The sequence below is a fragment of the Rhodanobacter sp. TND4EL1 genome, from assembly GCF_054061035.1.
This window is the reverse complement of the sequence record NZ_JBSSDT010000002.1, coordinates 460615-477253: the sequence shown is the minus strand read 5'-3', so window position 1 is coordinate 477253 and position 16639 is coordinate 460615. Positions and strand designations below refer to the sequence as shown.

The 16639-nt window shown below is 63.7% G+C and carries 18 protein-coding genes; 9 read left to right on the top strand and 9 right to left on the bottom strand.

From position 1 onward, the window contains the following. Positions 1–82: 82 nt before the first annotated feature. From ACVWWQ_RS08775 to pilG, 4 genes are all read right to left on the bottom strand, one after another. Positions 83–2113, bottom strand: a complete 2031-nt coding sequence (locus ACVWWQ_RS08775) for a methyl-accepting chemotaxis protein (protein WP_099652572.1) — start codon at positions 2111–2113, stop codon at positions 83–85. 125 nt (positions 2114–2238) lie between these two features. After that, complete coding sequence (locus tag ACVWWQ_RS08770; protein ID WP_099652573.1) at positions 2239–2778, bottom strand: chemotaxis protein CheW; 540 nt, start codon at positions 2776–2778, stop codon at positions 2239–2241. Continuing rightward, positions 2775–3146 (bottom strand): response regulator, encoded by a 372-nt coding sequence (locus ACVWWQ_RS08765; RefSeq protein WP_099652574.1) that lies wholly within the window; start codon positions 3144–3146, stop codon positions 2775–2777. The genes ACVWWQ_RS08770 and ACVWWQ_RS08765 overlap by 4 nt, the downstream gene beginning before the upstream one ends. A gap of 22 nt (positions 3147–3168) precedes the next feature. Beyond that, complete coding sequence (gene pilG / locus ACVWWQ_RS08760; RefSeq protein WP_099652575.1) at positions 3169–3567, bottom strand: twitching motility response regulator PilG; 399 nt, start codon at positions 3565–3567, stop codon at positions 3169–3171. A 359-nt stretch (positions 3568–3926) separates the two neighbouring features. Here pilG and gshB point away from each other — a divergent pair, with 359 nt between their 5' ends. The 7 genes from gshB (at position 3927) to ACVWWQ_RS08725 (ending at position 10267) form a co-directional block, all read left to right on the top strand. Next, positions 3927–4904, top strand: coding sequence for a glutathione synthase (gene gshB / locus ACVWWQ_RS08755; protein ID WP_133948040.1), 978 nt, complete (start codon positions 3927–3929; stop codon positions 4902–4904). Next, entirely contained in the window at positions 4901–5770 is an 870-nt protein-coding gene (locus ACVWWQ_RS08750; protein ID WP_133948042.1) for an energy transducer TonB, read from the top strand. Before gshB ends, ACVWWQ_RS08750 begins: the two co-directional genes overlap by 4 nt. 53 nt (positions 5771–5823) lie before the next feature. Next, positions 5824–6393, top strand: a complete 570-nt coding sequence (locus ACVWWQ_RS08745) for a YqgE/AlgH family protein (RefSeq protein WP_133948044.1) — start codon at positions 5824–5826, stop codon at positions 6391–6393. Beyond that, positions 6390–6869, top strand: coding sequence for a Holliday junction resolvase RuvX (gene ruvX, locus ACVWWQ_RS08740; protein WP_133948046.1), 480 nt, complete (start codon positions 6390–6392; stop codon positions 6867–6869). Before ACVWWQ_RS08745 ends, ruvX begins: the two co-directional genes overlap by 4 nt. Continuing rightward, positions 6866–7792, top strand: a complete 927-nt coding sequence (locus tag ACVWWQ_RS08735; protein WP_099652580.1) for an aspartate carbamoyltransferase catalytic subunit — start codon at positions 6866–6868, stop codon at positions 7790–7792. The genes ruvX and ACVWWQ_RS08735 overlap by 4 nt, the downstream gene beginning before the upstream one ends. Positions 7793–7875: 83 nt before the next feature. Beyond that, positions 7876–9657, top strand: coding sequence for a hypothetical protein (locus ACVWWQ_RS08730; protein WP_457383360.1), 1782 nt, complete (start codon positions 7876–7878; stop codon positions 9655–9657). A gap of 241 nt (positions 9658–9898) precedes the next feature. Beyond that, entirely contained in the window at positions 9899–10267 is a 369-nt protein-coding gene (locus tag ACVWWQ_RS08725) for a BON domain-containing protein (RefSeq protein ID WP_099652582.1), read from the top strand. Positions 10268–10347: 80 nt separating this feature from the next. Here the strand turns inward: ACVWWQ_RS08725 and ACVWWQ_RS08720 are convergent, their stop codons facing one another. Together ACVWWQ_RS08720 and ACVWWQ_RS08715 are read right to left on the bottom strand one after the other, a co-directional pair. Beyond that, positions 10348–11517, bottom strand: a complete 1170-nt coding sequence (locus ACVWWQ_RS08720; protein WP_099652583.1) for a PilT/PilU family type 4a pilus ATPase — start codon at positions 11515–11517, stop codon at positions 10348–10350. Between the two features lie 161 nt (positions 11518–11678). Next, a complete protein-coding gene (locus ACVWWQ_RS08715; RefSeq protein ID WP_099652584.1) occupies positions 11679–12716 on the bottom strand; it encodes a type IV pilus twitching motility protein PilT in 1038 nt (345 codons plus the stop codon). Positions 12717–13094: 378 nt separating this feature from the next. Here ACVWWQ_RS08715 and proC point away from each other — a divergent pair, with 378 nt between their 5' ends. Beyond that, on the top strand, positions 13095–13919 hold the full coding sequence (proC, locus tag ACVWWQ_RS08710; RefSeq protein ID WP_133948050.1) for a pyrroline-5-carboxylate reductase: 825 nt from the start codon (positions 13095–13097) through the stop codon (positions 13917–13919). Then, a complete protein-coding gene (locus ACVWWQ_RS08705) occupies positions 13916–14491 on the top strand; it encodes a YggT family protein (RefSeq protein ID WP_099652586.1) in 576 nt (191 codons plus the stop codon). Before proC ends, ACVWWQ_RS08705 begins: the two co-directional genes overlap by 4 nt. Positions 14492–14580: 89 nt before the next feature. Here ACVWWQ_RS08705 and ACVWWQ_RS08700 read toward each other — a convergent pair whose 3' ends face one another. Genes ACVWWQ_RS08700 through pdxH form a run of 3 tightly spaced genes read right to left on the bottom strand, consistent with a single transcriptional unit; the run spans position 14581 to position 16437 of the window. After that, entirely contained in the window at positions 14581–15408 is an 828-nt protein-coding gene (locus ACVWWQ_RS08700) for a cobalamin-binding protein (RefSeq protein ID WP_099652587.1), read from the bottom strand. Positions 15409–15412: 4 nt separating this feature from the next. Beyond that, on the bottom strand, positions 15413–15853 hold the full coding sequence (locus tag ACVWWQ_RS08695) for a secondary thiamine-phosphate synthase enzyme YjbQ (protein ID WP_133948052.1): 441 nt from the start codon (positions 15851–15853) through the stop codon (positions 15413–15415). Beyond that, entirely contained in the window at positions 15850–16437 is a 588-nt protein-coding gene (pdxH, locus tag ACVWWQ_RS08690) for a pyridoxamine 5'-phosphate oxidase (RefSeq protein WP_099652589.1), read from the bottom strand. Before pdxH ends, ACVWWQ_RS08695 begins: the two co-directional genes overlap by 4 nt. Positions 16438–16639 lie beyond the last annotated feature (202 nt).

Sequence of the window (16639 nt, the reverse complement as noted above, 5' to 3'; positions counted from 1 at the left end):
CAACGCCAGCGTCCTGCAACCATCGGGATTGCCCCCTGTCTTGTGCTTTTCTCAATCACGCCGAAAATCGGCACGGCCGCCGTCAACCCGGCAGCTTGAAATGCGCCACCGAGCGTCGCAGATCGCTCGCCAACTGCGCCAGCGTACCGATCGAGTCGGCTGTCTGGCTGGCACCTTGCGAGGTCTGCGAAGTAATTTCCTGAATCGCGTTCATCGACACAGAGACATCGGTTGCTGCTGCGGACTGTTCACGTGCCGCAGTCGAGATGTTCTGAATCAGTGCGGACAAATCGTGCGAAACGCGCTCGATGTCGCCCAGTGCGCTGCCGGCATCCTCAGCCAGGCGTGCACCGGCGACCACCTCGGCGGTGGTCTGCTCCATCGAGTTCACGGCTTCGTTGGTATCGGACTGAATCGTCTGCACCAGTGTCTCGATTCGCTTGGTTGCGCTGGTCGAACGCTCGGCCAGTCGCTGCACTTCGTCCGCCACCACCGCGAAACCGCGACCGGCCTCACCGGCCGAGGCCGCCTGGATCGCTGCGTTCAGCGCCAGAATGTTGGTCTGCTCGGCGATGTCGTTGATCAGTTCCACGATTGAGCCGATCTCTTGCGAGGATTCGCCCAGGCGCTTGATTCGCTTGGACGTTTCCTGGATCTGGTCGCGGATCGAGTCCATGCCCGAAATCGTCTCGCGCACCACTTCGGCACCGTGCGAGGCGATCTTCACCGAGCGCTCGGCCACGTCGGCCGATTCGGCGGAATCCCTGGACACCGTGTCCATCGAGGTCACGATCTGGTTGATGGCCGAGGTGGCCGAGCTGATCTGCTGCGCCTGTTGCTCTGCCGCGTTGGCCAGATGACGCGCGGTCGTCTGGGTTTCCTGGGCGGACGAGGAGACCTGCTCGGACGTTTCGTTGATGGTGGTTACCAGTGAACGCAGCTCGTCGATGGCGTAGTTCACGGAGTCGGCGATCGCGCCGGTGATGTCTTCGGACACCGTGGTCTTCACCGTCAGGTCGCCTTCTGCCAGCGAGCCCATCTCGTCCAGCAGACGCATGATCGCCTCCTGGTTACGCTGGTTCAGCTCGGTACTCTGGGCGAACCGGCGGCGCTGGTCGCGCACCAGGGTGATGACGAGCAACAGAGCGAAAGCCACGGCGGCGATCGCACCGAGCAGGCCCCACCAGACATTCGGGAACAGGCGACGCAACGGCAACTTGCCGATTTGCTCGGACAGGTCGTTCGCGCGCAGCAGCACAGTCTGCGAATCCAGCGAGGCCTGGTTGCCGGCGCGCTTCACGTCGGCGATGTTGCCCGCCGCGGCGACCAGCTTGGACACCGGGTCAGCCAACTGTCCCCAGCTCGCATCCATGTCGGTGAGGATCTTGCGCGCGTTGGCGTCGTTGATCGGCTTCACGCCGCTGTCCGGGCTGCCTTCGATCAGGCCCTTGAGCACGTTGCCGTACAGCTGCGCGTCGCGGTACAGGCCGTCAGCCGCCGACTGCGCGGTGTCGCCACCCTGCAGAACTTCCTGCACTCGACGGATGATTCGGTCAGCGGAAAGCATCTGGCGAGAGGTGCCCAGCATCTGCTCCGAGCTGCCGTTGCGCTGCTGCAGGATGTTGACCACCTGCTCCATGCTCGAGTTGAGCAAGGGCATCTGCTGCGAAAGCGTGGTGGCGCGTTGCCCGGAGTCGAGCACCACGGCCTTGTTGGACAGGATCTTGCCGATGTCGGCATCCAGTTGCCGCCAGGACGCGTCCAGCTCGCTCACCGCGCGACCGGCCGGCGTGACCTTGTTGTCCGCGTACGGCTGCATACCGCTGGCGGGGTCGCCCTTGTTCAGCCGTTGCACCGCCGAATCGATCGCATTGCGGGTGGACTCGAGCTCCTTGAAGGAGTCGGTGTTGCCGTCTGCGGATTCCAGCGCGAACTTGGCCGTCTGCTGCGACAGCACCTGGATCTGCGTGGTCAAGGCAATGGCCTGGCGATCCTCACCGTTCTTCTGGTTGAGCAGGAAGAAGTCGAGTGCCGCGAAGCCGATCGCAATCAGCAGCAGGACAATGAGTGCGGTATACCCGCGTTCCCTGCTGACGCCCCCTGTAGTGCTCATGTTCACCTCATCCGTCTAACTGATTACGTTGCCGGCCCCGCACAGCGGATACCGGCCAGGGAATGTTGTCCCAAGTTTCCGGCCCGTGCAGGCACCGCCCCCATGCCGCTTCCGCCGTTGCCCGGTCAGGCGGCGGCCTGGCGGAAATCCGGCGCACGCACAAGCCGGTTCATGCTGAAAATGGCCATTTGCTGGTCGCCCACCCGGCTGTCGACGAAACGCGTCAGGCGCGGATCATCTTCGCGCCCCGCCTCTCGCCGCTGCTCTTCATCCACGGTGCGCTGACCGAACACTTCGTCCACCAGCAAGGCCACGTTGCCGCCACCCTGTCGAACCACCAGCAAGCGCGTGCGATCGGTGTGCTGCGTCCGCTCGCCAAAAAGGAATCGACCGAAGTCGATCACCGGTACCAGGTTGCCGCGGACATTGGCGACGCCAAGCAGCCACGATTGCGTTCCCGGCACGGGTGTCAGCACCGGCACGGCGAGCAATTCGTTGATCTCGTCGATGCCGCTGACAAGCAGGCGCGAACCGACCCGGAAGCCAATCCCGCGCCACAACCCTGGCGCCTCGAACTTTTCCTGCGTATCCGACGCGTGAGCGAGCGACAGGCGCTCGTACTGGGCAAGTATCTCGAACGGGGTGCGGTTGACGGACTGGTTCATTTCTCGCTCGGCAACAGATCGTTGATGCAGGCCAGCAACTCTTTTTCGTTCACCGGTTTGGTGATGAAGGCACGCGCGCCCTGGCGAAGACCCCAGACACGGTCGGTCTCCATCGACTTGGTGGTGATCATCACGATGGGGACGCTCTGGGTCCTCGGGTCGCGAGTGAGCGTACGCGTCGCCTGGAAACCATTCATGCCGGGCATGATGACATCCATGATGACGAGGTCGGGCATATCGCTGCGGACGCGCTCGATGCCTTCTTCAGCCGTGCTCACGGCAGTCATTTGATGCCCTGCCCGCTCAAGCAGGGTGGTGAACACGCGAATGTCGGTCGGCGAGTCGTCGATGATGAGAATATTGGCCACAGGTCCCCCTCAGAATCTGCAGTCAGTGGTTCGCTACCGAACTGACATGGCGATGGATGGCACCCAGCAGTTCGTCCCGCGTGAACGGCTTGGTCAGATACTGTTCGGCACCCACGATGCGGCCGCGCGCCTTGTCGAACAGACCGTCCTTGGAGGACAGCATGATCACCGGCGTGGCACGGAACTGGGGATTGTTCTTGATCAGTGCGCAGGTCTGATAACCATCCAGCCGCGGCATCATGATATCCACGAAGATGATGGCGGGCTTCTGGTCGGAGATCTTGGCCAGGGCCTCGAATCCGTCGACGGCAGTCAATACGTCGCACCCCTCTTTCTTCAGGAGGGTTTCCGCTGTACGGCGGATAGTCTTCGAGTCATCAATCACCATGACCTTGAGACCAGCCAAATCGTTAGCACTCATGTTCAAATTCACTCACTCCCCCTGCGGCCCGCCCCGAGCTCAGGATAGGCACCACGACATGCAACAGCCATGCCGGATGGTGCGCATGCAAAGATTTTTCTTGATCGAGCTACCGGCAACCGCATGGGAACGGCGAATCCGATGGCTTTGCTGTTTACCGCCTGCCCGCCGAGACTGTCAAGCAATTCTCACCCCTGCTGCCTGACGACCGCACAAGGTGACCCATAGTGGCACCATCTGGCCCATGGCGACAGCCTTGACGCTGCGTCGAAAATCCCCGACCGCCGGTGCAGTCTTCCATCTTAGTATAGCGGCCTGATGACCTCACGCTTGAGGCCAACCACTCCCGGAGAATCACGATGACCCTCTCGGTCGGCGTACTGATGGACCCCATTGCCGCGATCAAGGTGGCCAAGGACACCAGCTTCGCGATGCTGCTGGAAGCGCAGCGCCGCGGCCATTCGCTGCACTACCTCGAACACGGCGACCTGGCCCTGCGTGATGGGGCGCCCTGGGGGCGCAGTGGCTCGCTTGAGGTCAGTGACGATCCGCGGCATTGGTACACGCTGGGCGAAGCCCATTGGCGCGATCTGCGCGAGCTCGACGTGATGCTCATGCGCAAGGATCCGCCGGTCGATGCGCAGTTCATCTACGACACCATGGTGCTGGAGGTTGCCCAGCAAGGTGGCGTGGCGGTGATCAACGACCCGCGCTCGTTGCGCGACTGCAACGAAAAGCTGTTCGCGCTGCAATTCGAGTCATGCATTGCCCCGACTCTGGTCGCCCGCGACGCCGCCGAACTTCGCCGATTTACCGCCGAACATGGCGAGGTGGTGCTCAAGCCGCTGGACGGCATGGGTGGACGCGGCATCTTCCGTGCGCGTGCCGGCGACAGCAACCTGAACTCGATGCTGGAAACCCTGCTTGGCGGTGACGCCCACGGCGGCGGCCGTCAGTTCGCCATCGCGCAGAAATACATTCCGGAAATCACGGCGGGCGACAAACGCATCCTGGTGATCGACGGTGAAGCGGTTCCGTACGCGCTGGCACGCATTCCGCAGGGCAACGAGTTTCGTGGAAACCTCGCCGCCGGCGGTCGCGGCGAGGGTGTTCCGCTGTCCGATCGCGATCGCTGGATCGTCGAACAGGTCGCGCCCGAACTGCGTCGCCGCGGCCTCCTTTTCGTCGGTCTGGACGTGATCGGCGACTACCTGACCGAGATCAACGTCACATCCCCGACCTGCGTCCGTGAACTCGATGCCCAGTTCGGGCTTAACATTGCCGGCCAGCTGTTCGACGTCATCGAGCAGCACGTCATCGGAAACCGCGCCGCGTGAGCCACACTGCAACCGTCAACCCGTCGCCCGATCCGATCGGCGCGACTTTCCTGTTCTCGCTGCTGCTGCATGGCGTGCTGTTGCTGGGCATCACGTTCCACTTCGTGAAGCCTTTGCCCAGCCTGCCCACGCTGGACGTGACTCTGGTCAACGTGGCCAACCGCCAGGCGCCGGACAAGGCGGACTTCCTGGCCCAGGCCAACAACACCGGCGGCGGCCAGAGCGACCGTGCCGCGCGCCCGTCGGAACTTTTTTCCGGCGCCATCCCGAAGCCGGACCCGGGCATTGCAGCGCAGCCGGTTGATTCCACCACCCCTGCCCCGCGCGAAGCCACGCCCACCCGCATGGTCACCACCAGCAGCGTCAGTGATTTCGAGGTGACCAGCGACACCGCCCGGAACCAGGTCGACCCGCAACAGCCCACTCCGACCGCGGAAGAGCTCAAGCGCCGGCAGGCCATCGCGCAGCTGGCCGCCGAACTGCGCAAGAAAAAAGTGGATTACGCCAAGCGGCCCAAGGTGAAATATCTCACCGCAAGCACCCGCGAATACGCATACGCGGCGTACATGCGCGGCTGGTCCGATCGCGTGGAGCGGGTCGGCAACCTCAATTATCCGGAAGATGCCCGTCGCCAAGGCCTGCACGGTGACGTGCTGCTGACCGTGGTGCTCAACCTGGATGGCAGCATCAAGAACATCGATGTGATCCAGAGCTCCGGCCACAAAGTGCTGGATCTTGCGGCCGAACGCATCGTTCGCCTGGCCGCGCCGTTCCCGCCGGCGCCAAAGAGCTCGGAGCACATCGATGAGCTCAACATCACCCGTACCTGGCGATTCCAGCCGAACAACATCCTGCAAACCCGCTGACGCGGAACATCGGCGCCCAACCGAAGCGCGCGCACTGCGCTTACAATGCGCCCATGACCGCCGTGCAGCCATCCACACTCACCGGGCACTTCCTGATCGCCATGCCGAACCTGGCCGATCCTCCGTTTTCGCGCGGCGTTGCCCTGCTGTGCCAGCACGATGAGGGTGGCGCGGTCGGTCTGCTGGTGAACCAGCTGTCCGACTACAGCTTCGGCGAGGTTCTGGGGCAGATGAAGCTGGAATGCACCGACAGCGAACTGGCTGATGCACCGGTGCTGATTGGCGGCCCGGTCCAGCAGGAGCGCGGGTTCGTCCTGCATCGCGAACCCGGGCCATGGGATGCCAGCTACCGGGTCAACAACCAATGGTCGGTCACCACCTCGCGCGACATCCTGGTGGCAATGGCTGCCGGTGAAGGCCCGCGCCAGGCCATCATGGTGCTCGGCTATGCGGGCTGGGACGCCGGCCAGCTGGAGCAGGAGCTGATGGCCAATGCATGGCTGACCGCCGAAGCCAGCGATCGGGTGGTGTTCGATACCCCGCTGGAAGATCGCTGGAGCGCTGCAGCCGGGCTGGTCGGTTTTGATCCGCGCCAATTGTCCGGCTACGCAGGCCACGCATGAGTTGCGCGTTCGGGTTTGATGTCGGCAGCAAGATCACCGGGGTGGCGATCGGCAGCACATTCACCGCCAGCGCCCGCGCGCTCACCATCCTCGCCGTGCATGACGACACACCGGATTGGAACCGGCTTGATGTGCTGCGCCGGGAATGGCAACCCGATACCCTGGTGGTCGGCCTTCCACTGACCCTTGATGGCGCCGAGCAACCGGCCAGCCGTCGCGCACGCCGCTTTGCCGCGCAGTTGCGCGAGCGCTACGGGGTGGCGGTGGTTCTGGTCGACGAGCGACACAGCTCCCAGGAGGCGGCGCAACGCTTTGCCACCGCGCGTTCGCTGGGGCTGAAACGTCGTCGCGATGCCGCCGACATCGACGCAGAGGCCGCTGCCATCGTGCTCGAGCGCTGGCTGGGCGGCGCCGAAGCGGTCAGCGAACCGGCACTCGACCCTCAACCCTCATCTTCTTCAGACCGACTGCCATGAGCCCTCGCCTGCGCCACCTGACCACCCTGGAAAATCTTCCGCGCGAGACGATCGAGCGCCTGCTTGACCGTGCCGAGGCGCTCCGCGACGCGTGCGCGCATGGCACGCGCAAGCTCGACGTACTGGCGGGCCGCACGGTCCTCAACCTGTTTTTCGAACCCTCCACGCGCACCCGCACGTCGTTCGAACTGGCGGCGCGGCGACTCGGCGCGGACGTGGTCAATTTCGACATCGCGCTGTCATCGACGAGCAAGGGCGAAGAGCTGTTCGACACACTGCACACGCTGGAGGCGATGCACCTGGATGCCATCATCGTGCGACACAAGCAGTCCGGCACGCCGGACGAGCTCGTGCGACACGCCATGAGCGGCGTCTCGGTGATCAATGCAGGCGACGGCAATCGCGCGCACCCCACCCAGGGCCTGCTGGATGCGCTGACCATCCGCCAGCACCGACCGGACTTCGAAAACCTGCGTGTCGTCATCTGCGGCGACATCAAGCATTCGCGGGTGGCGCGTTCGGACATCGCCGCGCTGACCGCGCTCGGCGTGAAGGAAATCCGCCTGTGCGGACCGGCCGAACTGCTGCCGGATTCCGGCGAAGCCCCTCACTGCACGCGTTTTGCCGATTTCGACGAAGCCATCGAAGGCGCTGACGCGGTCCTGATGCTGCGCCTGCAGAAGGAACGCATGGCCAGCATGGAATTGCCCGACGAGGCGGCCTATTTCGCCCACTACGGACTGGACCGCCGACGCCTGGCGCGGGCCGCTCCCGGTTGCCTGGTCATGCACCCCGGCCCGATCAATCGGGGGATCGAGATTGCCTCCGATGTCGCCGATGGCGCCCAGTCACGCATCCTGGAACAGGTCGGCAACGGCGTTTTCGTGCGAATGGCCGTATTGAACGAAGTGCTGGCGCGCTGATCCCGTCGTCAAGGCGATCGCAGCAACCCGCTGGACAAGCGGGCATAATGTGCGGCGCATCATTCACCACACTGGGGATCACCATGCGATCGACGACGCGATACATCGCGCTGGGTTTCGCCGGCGTCATGCTGGCGGCCTGCGGGCACAAGGACAAGGACGCACCACTGGCTTTCGTACCGGCGGACACGCCGTACGTCGTGGCCAATCTCGACATCATGGACGACAGCACCCGCAGCGCCCTGCTCACCCAGGCCGATGCGCAACTGCCGTCCCAGCTGACCCAACTGGACGCTGCCGCGGACAAGCTCGCCGCCAAGGATCCCGACGGCGCCCGTCTGTTGCGGGCGTTGCGGGCCGAATTCACCGGCAAGACGATCGAGAGCTTCGCCCAGGGTGCGGGCATGAACCTCAAGGGCTACTCCGTCCTGTACGGTCTGGGCCTCGCCCCGGTGACGCGTTTCGAACTCAGCGATGTCGGCGCGTTTGACGCGTTTGTCGCCAGGCTGGAAAAGGCCTACGGCAAGAAGCTCGTTGCCACTGACATCGACAAACAGGCCTATCGCAAGTTCGCCTTCCCCGAATCGGGCACGCAAATGGTGCTGGCCACCATCGGCAAGCAGGCCATTGTGGCGCTGCTTCCGGCTGACGCATCGCCAGCCCTGCTGCGCCAGGCCTTCGGCATGGATCGCCCGCAGAAGAGTCTGCAGGACGATGGCCGTCTCGCCACGCTGGCCAAGGCCAAGGGCTATCAGAAGTGGCTGGTCGGCGAGCTGGACCTGACGCGCGCCCTGCCGTTGGCCGTCGGCGGCAAAGACCCGCTGGTCGACGCCGTGCAGAAGGCCCGTGCCGAGGCGGTTTCGGCCAAGACCGGCGAACCGGTTGCCACCCAGTTGCAGACTTCCCCCAGTTGCAGCACCGACGCGGCCCGCATTGCGGCGCGCGTTCCGCGCATCACCTTCGGTTACACGCAGCTCGATGCCAAACACCAGAACGCGCGTGTCGATGTCGCCCTGGCCGACGACATCAGCAAGGCGTTTTCCGGGTTGAAAGTCGCGTTGCCAGGACTCGGCAAGGGCGGTGCGGCGCCGTTCGATCTGAGCATGGCCTTCCCTGTCGCCAGTCTGCGCACGTTCTGGATGGCCCAGGCCGATGCGGTGGCCAACAAGCCGTTTACCTGTGCCTCGCTGGCGGATCTCAACGACAGCTTTGCCAAGCTCGGCCCGGCCATGCAGAAGGCGGCCATTCCGCCGTTCGGCGACATGCTTGGTCTGCGCATTGCCTTGGATTCACTGGCTCCCGGTACAGGTTCTGCCATGCCCTCGTTCACCGGGCGCGTGGTGCTTGGTACCAGCAATCCGGAAGGCCTGCTGGCGATGGGCCAGATGATGGTGCCCGCCCTCGCCCAGCTGAAGCCCGGTCGTGATGGCAAGCCGCAGGCGTTGCCCAAGGACATGATCAGCATGCTGGGTCAGCCTGCCTGGGTGGCGTTGAGCGGAAAGGCGCTGGCATTGGGTGTGGGCGCTGGTGAAGACAGCCGCCTGGCCGACACCTTGAAGGAATCCGGCGGAGACGCCGGCCAGATGGTGCGCATGCACATCAGCGGTCCCATGTACGTCAGCTGGTTGCAGCTGATGGAACAAAAGATTGACTCCCTGGCCGCCGCGACCGCCACCATCGGCAAGAGTGACGAGCCGTCGATCGACGACAACGGTGATGCCACCTCCACCACGGATGAACTGGCCCGCTCCAAGGCGCAATTCGCCGCGATGAAGGCCCAGGCTGAACGGGTCGACAGCATCGATGCCGAAATGCATGTCGACAACGACGGCATGGTGATCACCAGTCAGACGCTGCTGAAGTAGGCGCGGGAAGCCGGACGCAAAAGCCGGGGCGCTCACGCGTCCCGGCTTTTTTGTTGAGGTGCCAAAAACAGGTCACGAACATCGCCGTGACCCGCTCTTCGCATCGATGATCGCGCGCTGAACCGTCTTGGCCACGCCGACGCGCCTTTCACTCCATCGCTGGTGAGATGAATCCACGGAAGCCCGATGCAGCGGCGTCCCGCCTGCCGAGGCAGGCTCTTCAAAACTATCGGAGACCGACATGCGCCATTCCAAGATCCGTACCAGCCTTTGCGCCACCGCCATGATGGTTGGCCTTGCCGCCATCCCCTTCGGTCAGGTCATGGCACAGGGCAGCGCCGCCTCCATGCAGAAGGCGTCGGATAACCAGACCGTCCCCGACAAGGCTGCTGATGCGTGGATCACCACCAAGGTGAAGTCCGAGTTCGGCACCACCAAGGGCATCTCCGCCACCGACATTTCGGTTGAGACCAGCGACGGCGTCGTGACCCTGAGCGGCACCGTTTCCAGCGCGGCAGAAAAGACCGCCGCCGAGCGCGTCGCCAAGAGCGTGAAGGGCGTAAAGAGCGTCGACGCCAGCGGCCTTACCGTAGGCATGGCGGAGAAGTAAGTGCACTTTGACGGCCCGATGCCGTCTCCAGAAAAAAAAAGGCGCCCCACTGGGCGCCTTTCTTTTCGTATCGAAACAACTCAGCGATTGAGGAAGTTGGCCCCGCCGAGGTTGTTCGAATCGCTCGTCTCCTCCAGTTCCACCCCATCCAGGCCCTGTGACAGGGTATGCGCGTCACCGCCTTGGGCCAGCTTGATGCGCAGGCGCACCTCGTTCGAACTGTCGGCGTAGCGCAGTGCGTCCTCGTAACTGATCTCGCCAGCGTGATAGAGCTCCACCAGACTCTGGTCGAACGTCTTCATGCCGAGCAGGGTGGATTCCTTCATCACTTCCTTCAGCTTGTGGATCTCGCCCTGGCGGATGTAATCCTGCACCAGCGGCGTACCCAGCAGCACTTCCACGGCGACCCGGCGTGCCTTGCCGTCGGGGGTCGGAATCAGCATCTGCGCCACGATGCCCTTCAGGTTCAATGACAGGTCCATCAACAACTGTTGCCGCCGGTCTTCCGGGAAGAAGTGCAGGATGCGGTCCATCGCCTGGTTCGCATTGTTCGCATGCAGGGTGCACAACACCAGATGACCTGTTTCGGCAAACGCGATGGCGTGATCCATGCCTTCGCGTGTTCGAATCTCGCCGATCATGATCACGTCAGGCGCCTGGCGCAGCGTGTTCTTCAGCGCGTTGTCCCAGGAGTCGGTATCGATGCCCACTTCGCGCTGGGTGATGATGCAGCCTTCGTGCTTGTGCACGTATTCGATCGGGTCCTCGATGGTGATGATGTGGCCCGTCGAGTTCTGGTTGCGATAGCCGATCATCGCCGCCAGCGAGGTGGATTTGCCCGAGCCGGTGGCGCCGACGAAAATGATGATGCCGCGCTTGGTCATCGCCAGCTGTTTCAGCACCGGCGGCAGGGTCAGTTCCTCGATCGTCGGGATCTTTGACTCGATCCGGCGCAGCACCATGCCAACGCAATTGCGCTGGTAGAAGCACGAGACACGAAACCGCCCGACGCCTTGGGCGGAAATCGCGAACTGGCATTCGTGGGTCTTCTCGAACTCCTCGCGCTGGGCCGGCGTCATCACGTTCAGCACCATGTCGCGCGCCTGCTGCACGCTGAGCGGGCTCTGCGTGATCGGCACGATCCGGCCCTGCACCTTCATCGACGGCGCCACGCCTGCCGTGATGAAAAGGTCGGAAGCCTTCTTGTGCACCATCAGTTTCAGGAAGGAGGTGAAATCAAAGTCGCTCATGGCGGGTACCTCAAGGATTCGAGATTCGAGATTCGGAATTCATCCATGGCGGCGCGACGACGCGCTGCCGACCCAATTGATGAAAACCTGCAATGGCCACCGAAACCGGCATCCGGGCGCAAACCTTGGCTTTGGCCAATCCCGAATCCCGAGCCCCGGCTTCATTTGAAGCTGTCCTTGTTCTTGGCATAGGACGAAGCCTGCTGGCGGGTGATCAAGCCTCGCTTGACCAGATCCTGCATGCACTGGTCCAGCGTCTGCATGCCGAACTGCTGGCCGGTCTGGATCGAGGAATACATCTGCGCGACCTTGTCCTCGCGGATCAGGTTGCGAATCGCCGGGATGCCGACCATGATCTCGTGCGCCGCGATGCGGCCACCGCCGACCTTCTTCAGCAGCGACTGGGAAATGACGGCACGCAGCGACTCGGACAGCATCGAACGCACCATCGGCTTTTCGCCGGCTGGGAACACGTCGATGATGCGATCGATGGTCTTGGCCGCCGAACTGGTATGCACGGTGGCGAACACCAGGTGACCGGTTTCCGCGGCGGTCAGCGCCAGGCGGATGGTTTCCAGGTCGCGCAACTCGCCCACCAGGATGTAATCCGGATCTTCGCGCAGCGCCGAACGCAGGGCCTCGTTGAAGCCGAGCGTGTCACGGTGGATTTCGCGCTGGTTGACCAGGCACTTCTGCGAGGTGTGCACGAACTCGATGGGATCCTCGATCGTGAGGAAGTGACCGTATTCGTTCTTGTTGATGTGGTCGACCATCGCCGCCAGGGTGGTCGACTTGCCCGAGCCGGTGGGTCCGGTGACCAGAATCAACCCCTGCGGCTGTTCGATCAGCTCCTTGAAGATGCGCGGGCAGCCGAGATCTTCCAGGGTAAGCACTTCGGACGGAATGGTGCGGAACACCGCGCCGGCGCCACGATTCTGATTGAACGCGTTGACGCGGAAGCGGGCCAGGCCAGGAATCTCGAACGAGAAGTCGGTCTCGTAGAATTCCTCGTAATCGCGTCGCTGCTTGTCCGACATGATGTCGTAGATCAGCGAGTGCACCTGCTTGTGCTCAAGCGCAGGAATGTTGATGCGGCGAACATCGCCATCAACGCGGATCATCGGCGGCAGACCGGCGGACAAGTGCAAGTCCGAGGCCTTGTTCTTTACCGAGAAGGCAAGCAGTTCGGCAATGTCCATGAAGTCGTTTCCCCTAAACCGATCGTCTGGATGGCATCAATTCGTGTGCCACATCGGGACTATCGATCATTGACAGGCGTGGTGCGCCGCAACGCATGTTGCATGGCGCCACCCAACCACCCGAACCAACGACCCCAACCCCCTGCAGCCGGGTCGATACTACTCGCGCAGCCGGCTGTGCGGCCAGTCTTTCCGGCCGCTGCTCGGCAAAGTGTCGACCCGGTTTGCGCAGTCCGTCGAAATTTCGCGATCCTCGCCGCCGGTCAACATGGCGCGTGCGGAGCCACCGAAAAGTGCGCCAATCGGTCAGGACTGCGCTGGCTCCGGTAAGGTAAGCGGTCCGTGCAACTCAACTTCGACAACTCAAGGAGCCCCTGCATGACACGACTTGCCTTCATCGGCGGCGGCAACATGGCGCGCAGCCTGATTGGCGGTCTGCTGAAGACCGGCGTGGCACCCGCCACGATCAGCGTGGCAGAGCCGCTGGCCGAGGCCCGCCAAACCCTTGGCCGTGATTTCGGCATCGCCTGCTATGCCGAGAACCGATTGGCCGTGGCCGAAGCCGAAGTCATCGTGCTGGCGGTCAAGCCGCAGATCATGCCGGCCATTCACGCCGAGATGCGCGACACCCTGCAACGCAATCGCCCGCTGTTGATTTCGATTGCGGCCGGGGTACGGCTTGATCAGCTCGAACGCTGGTTCGGCGCAGGCCTGCCGATCGTGCGCTGCATGCCCAACACGCCTTCGCTGATCGGCGCCGGCGCTACAGGCCTGTGCGCCAACAGCCGGGTCAGCCCGGCACAGAAGGCGCAGGCGCAGCACATCCTGGACGCAGCGGGCATCACCCGATGGATCGAGAATGAAGCGCTGATGGATACCGTCACCGGCTTGTCCGGTTCCGGCCCGGCCTATTTCTTCGCGCTGGTCGAAGCGCTGGAAACCGCTGCCGTGGCGCAGGGGCTGTCGCGTGAGACGGCGCGCGCCCTTGCCGCGCAAACCTGCCTCGGCGCCGGCCGCATGCTGGTGGAAGGCGGCGAAGACCCCGCCGTGCTGCGCCAGCGCGTCACCTCGCCGAACGGCACCACCCAGGCTGCACTGGAAAGCTTTGCCGCCGACGGGCTGCCGCGCCTGGTGGCCCGTGCCGTGAACGCAGCCACCCGCCGTGGCGCGGAGCTCGCCGACGAACTGGACAAACTTCCGTGAGCTACCTGCTGAACGCCCTGTCCATGCTGATCGAGCTGGCCTTCAACGCCATCGTCACGCTGCTCCTGTTGCGCGTGGCGGCGGAGGCCTGTCGCGCCGATTTTCACAACCCGCTCAGCCAGTTCATCTATCGCTACACCAACCCTGTGCTGGGGCCGATCCGCCGGGTGGTACCCAATTGGCGCCGGATCAACCTGGCGGCGCTGCTGCTGGCCTGGCTGGCGATGCTGCTCAAGCGCGTGCTGCTGATTGCCCTGCTGGGCGTGATGGCGCATCCGCTGGGGCTGGTGGTGCTGGCGCTGGCCGAACTGCTGGATTTCGCGCTGTTGTTCTACATCGTGCTGATCTTCGGCTGGTCGCTGCTGAGCATGTTCTCGGCCGACCCGCGCCAACCGCTGTTGAAGCTCGCCGGCACCCTGGTGGCTCCCCTGCTGCGTCCGCTGCGCGGCAAGATGATCGTCGGCCAGATCGACTTCGCGCCGATGGTGGTGATGCTTGGGCTGCTGCTGGCACGCCTGCTGATTGCCGCGCCGCTGATCGATCTGGGTGGCCGACTGGCGATCGGCATGTGATGGTCCAGCGCCGTTTCGCCGTGTCGGGCAGCGGGCAACGCACAGGCTGAAGATGACGATGGCTGACCCGATCGGCGGGTGGCCGCTGTTTAGGGGTGGCTGTCGCCGTCGCGCAACGCCCAGGCGGCAATGATCCGATGGATTTCGTCCAGCCCGTCAAACAGTGCGGCAGGACCGGGCTGCAGGATGATGGGCGACTTGATCTCGTGGAGATCACCATTGCGCACGGCTGGAATGGTGTCCCAGCCGGGGCGCGCCGCCACCTTCTCGGGGCGGAAACGCTTGCCGCACCAGGAGCCGAAAATGATGTCCGGCGCACGGCGCACCACTTCGTCGCCATTCGGCAGGATGCGTTGCTTGGCCAGGGGTTCGCGCGCCAGCTCGGGAAAGCAGTCGTCGCCACCGGCAAGGCCGATGATTTCGGCCACCCAGCGGATGCCGGTGATGATCGGCTCGTCCCATTCCTCGAAATACACTTTCGGTCGCCGCGGCAGCTTTGCCACGGCCACCGCGATGTCGGCAATGTGCCGCTCCGCGCGCCGCGCATAGGCCTCGGCCTTTTCATGCGCACCGACCATCGCACCGAGCCGGCGGATGTAGGCCAGGATGCCGTCCACACTGCGGTGATTGCTGATCCATACCTCGACGCCGACCTTGATCAGCTCGCGCGCGATGTCGGCCTGGATGTCGGAGAAGCCAATCGCCAGGTCCGGATCCAGTTTCAGGATTTCGCCGACCTTCGCGCTGGTGAACGCGGATACCTTGGGTTTTTCCTTGCGCGCCCGTGGCGGTCGCACGGTGAATCCGGAGATACCGACAATGCGATGCTCCTCACCCAGCGCGTAAAGCACTTCGGTGGGTTCCTCGGTCAGGCAGACGATGCGCTGCGGATAGTGATCGGGCACGCGATGTTCCATCTTCTCAATGACCCAGCACGGTGACAGTCACCTTGCGCTGGTGAGGTTCAAGCCGGTGCTCCCACAGATAAATGCCCTGCCAGGTGCCCAGCAGCAGTTTGCCGCCATGCAGCGGCAGCACCAGGCTGACGCCGGTGAGGATCGAGCGGATATGCGCCGGCATGTCGTCGGGGCCTTCCTCATCGTGCTCGAAGATCGGGTCGCCGTCGGGCACGGCGCGGGCGAACCAGCGTTCCAGATCACGTCCCACCGCGGGATCCGCGTTCTCGCCGAGCAACAGCGAACAGCTGCTGTGTGCCGTGAACACGTTCGCGATGCCGATCTGGACATGGCTGCCGGCCAGGGCATCGGCGACCTGCGCGGTGATATCGCTGAAGCCGCGCCCGCGGGTGTGCACGACGAAACCGCCCTGCCCCACATGCTGCGCGGGCAACGCGCGAGTCACGGATAGAGCAACCGGTGGGTCCAGGTCTGTCCGTGACGATCCCAGCGCACCCGCTCATGCAGACGGAACTCTTCGCCGTACCAGAATTCCAGCGTGTCCGGCTCGACGACAAAGCCGCCCCAATGCGGCGGACGGCTGACGTCGCCACCCGCGAACTGCTGTTCGTAACGCGCCACACGCTGCTCAAAGGTGTCGCGATCGGGCAGGGTCTGCGATTGCAGCGAAGCCCAGGCGCCGATCTGGCTGCCGCGCGGGCGACTGGCGAAATAGGCATCGGACTCCTCATCCAGCAGCTTGCGCGCCACGCCTTCCACGCGTACTTGCACGCCGTTGCGCAACTGCTTCCAGTGGAAGCACAACGCCACCTGCGGATGCGCCTCCAGCTGATTGCCCTTGTCGCTCTGGTAGTTGGTATAGAAGCGGAAACCGCGTTCATCGGCCCCCTTGAGCAGCACGATGCGCGAGGCGACCCGGCCGGAGGCGTCGACGGTGGAAAGATTCATTGCCGTCGGTTCACGATCGCCGCTGGCCTTGGCCTCGTCCAGCAAGCTCAGGAAGGTGTCCAGGATCTCGGGTTTGAGCATGATGTTTGAAACTTTCCTTTTGCATCGTGGCCGACACGCGCCATCATGGCGCAGATGAACCTGAGCGATGATAGTGCAATGTTGAACTCTCCCAACACCTTTCCGGCCCGGATGGCGGCGTTCCCGTTCCCGGCTTCGAGCGCCGGAAACAGCGGCGCACCCATTTGGGGGATACTTCCCGATCACCGCCTGCCCGTGGCGG

Bases quoted from the DNA above. Each gene is read 5' to 3' on its own strand.
- ACVWWQ_RS08775 (WP_099652572.1), bottom strand. From the start codon at position 2,113: ATGAGCACTACAGGGGGCGTCAGCAGGGAACGCGGGTATACCGCACTC.
- ACVWWQ_RS08770 (WP_099652573.1), bottom strand. From the start codon at position 2,778: ATGAACCAGTCCGTCAACCGCACCCCGTTCGAGATACTTGCCCAGTAC.
- pilG (WP_099652575.1), bottom strand. From the start codon at position 3,567: ATGAGTGCTAACGATTTGGCTGGTCTCAAGGTCATGGTGATTGATGAC.
- gshB (WP_133948040.1), top strand. From the start codon at position 3,927: ATGACCCTCTCGGTCGGCGTACTGATGGACCCCATTGCCGCGATCAAG.
- ACVWWQ_RS08745 (WP_133948044.1), top strand. From the start codon at position 5,824: ATGACCGCCGTGCAGCCATCCACACTCACCGGGCACTTCCTGATCGCC.
- ruvX (WP_133948046.1), top strand. From the start codon at position 6,390: ATGAGTTGCGCGTTCGGGTTTGATGTCGGCAGCAAGATCACCGGGGTG.
- ACVWWQ_RS08735 (WP_099652580.1), top strand. From the start codon at position 6,866: ATGAGCCCTCGCCTGCGCCACCTGACCACCCTGGAAAATCTTCCGCGC.
- ACVWWQ_RS08730 (WP_457383360.1), top strand. From the start codon at position 7,876: ATGCGATCGACGACGCGATACATCGCGCTGGGTTTCGCCGGCGTCATG.
- ACVWWQ_RS08725 (WP_099652582.1), top strand. From the start codon at position 9,899: ATGCGCCATTCCAAGATCCGTACCAGCCTTTGCGCCACCGCCATGATG.
- ACVWWQ_RS08720 (WP_099652583.1), bottom strand. From the start codon at position 11,517: ATGAGCGACTTTGATTTCACCTCCTTCCTGAAACTGATGGTGCACAAG.
- ACVWWQ_RS08715 (WP_099652584.1), bottom strand. From the start codon at position 12,716: ATGGACATTGCCGAACTGCTTGCCTTCTCGGTAAAGAACAAGGCCTCG.
- proC (WP_133948050.1), top strand. From the start codon at position 13,095: ATGACACGACTTGCCTTCATCGGCGGCGGCAACATGGCGCGCAGCCTG.
- ACVWWQ_RS08700 (WP_099652587.1), bottom strand. From the start codon at position 15,408: ATGGAACATCGCGTGCCCGATCACTATCCGCAGCGCATCGTCTGCCTG.
- pdxH (WP_099652589.1), bottom strand. From the start codon at position 16,437: ATGCTCAAACCCGAGATCCTGGACACCTTCCTGAGCTTGCTGGACGAG.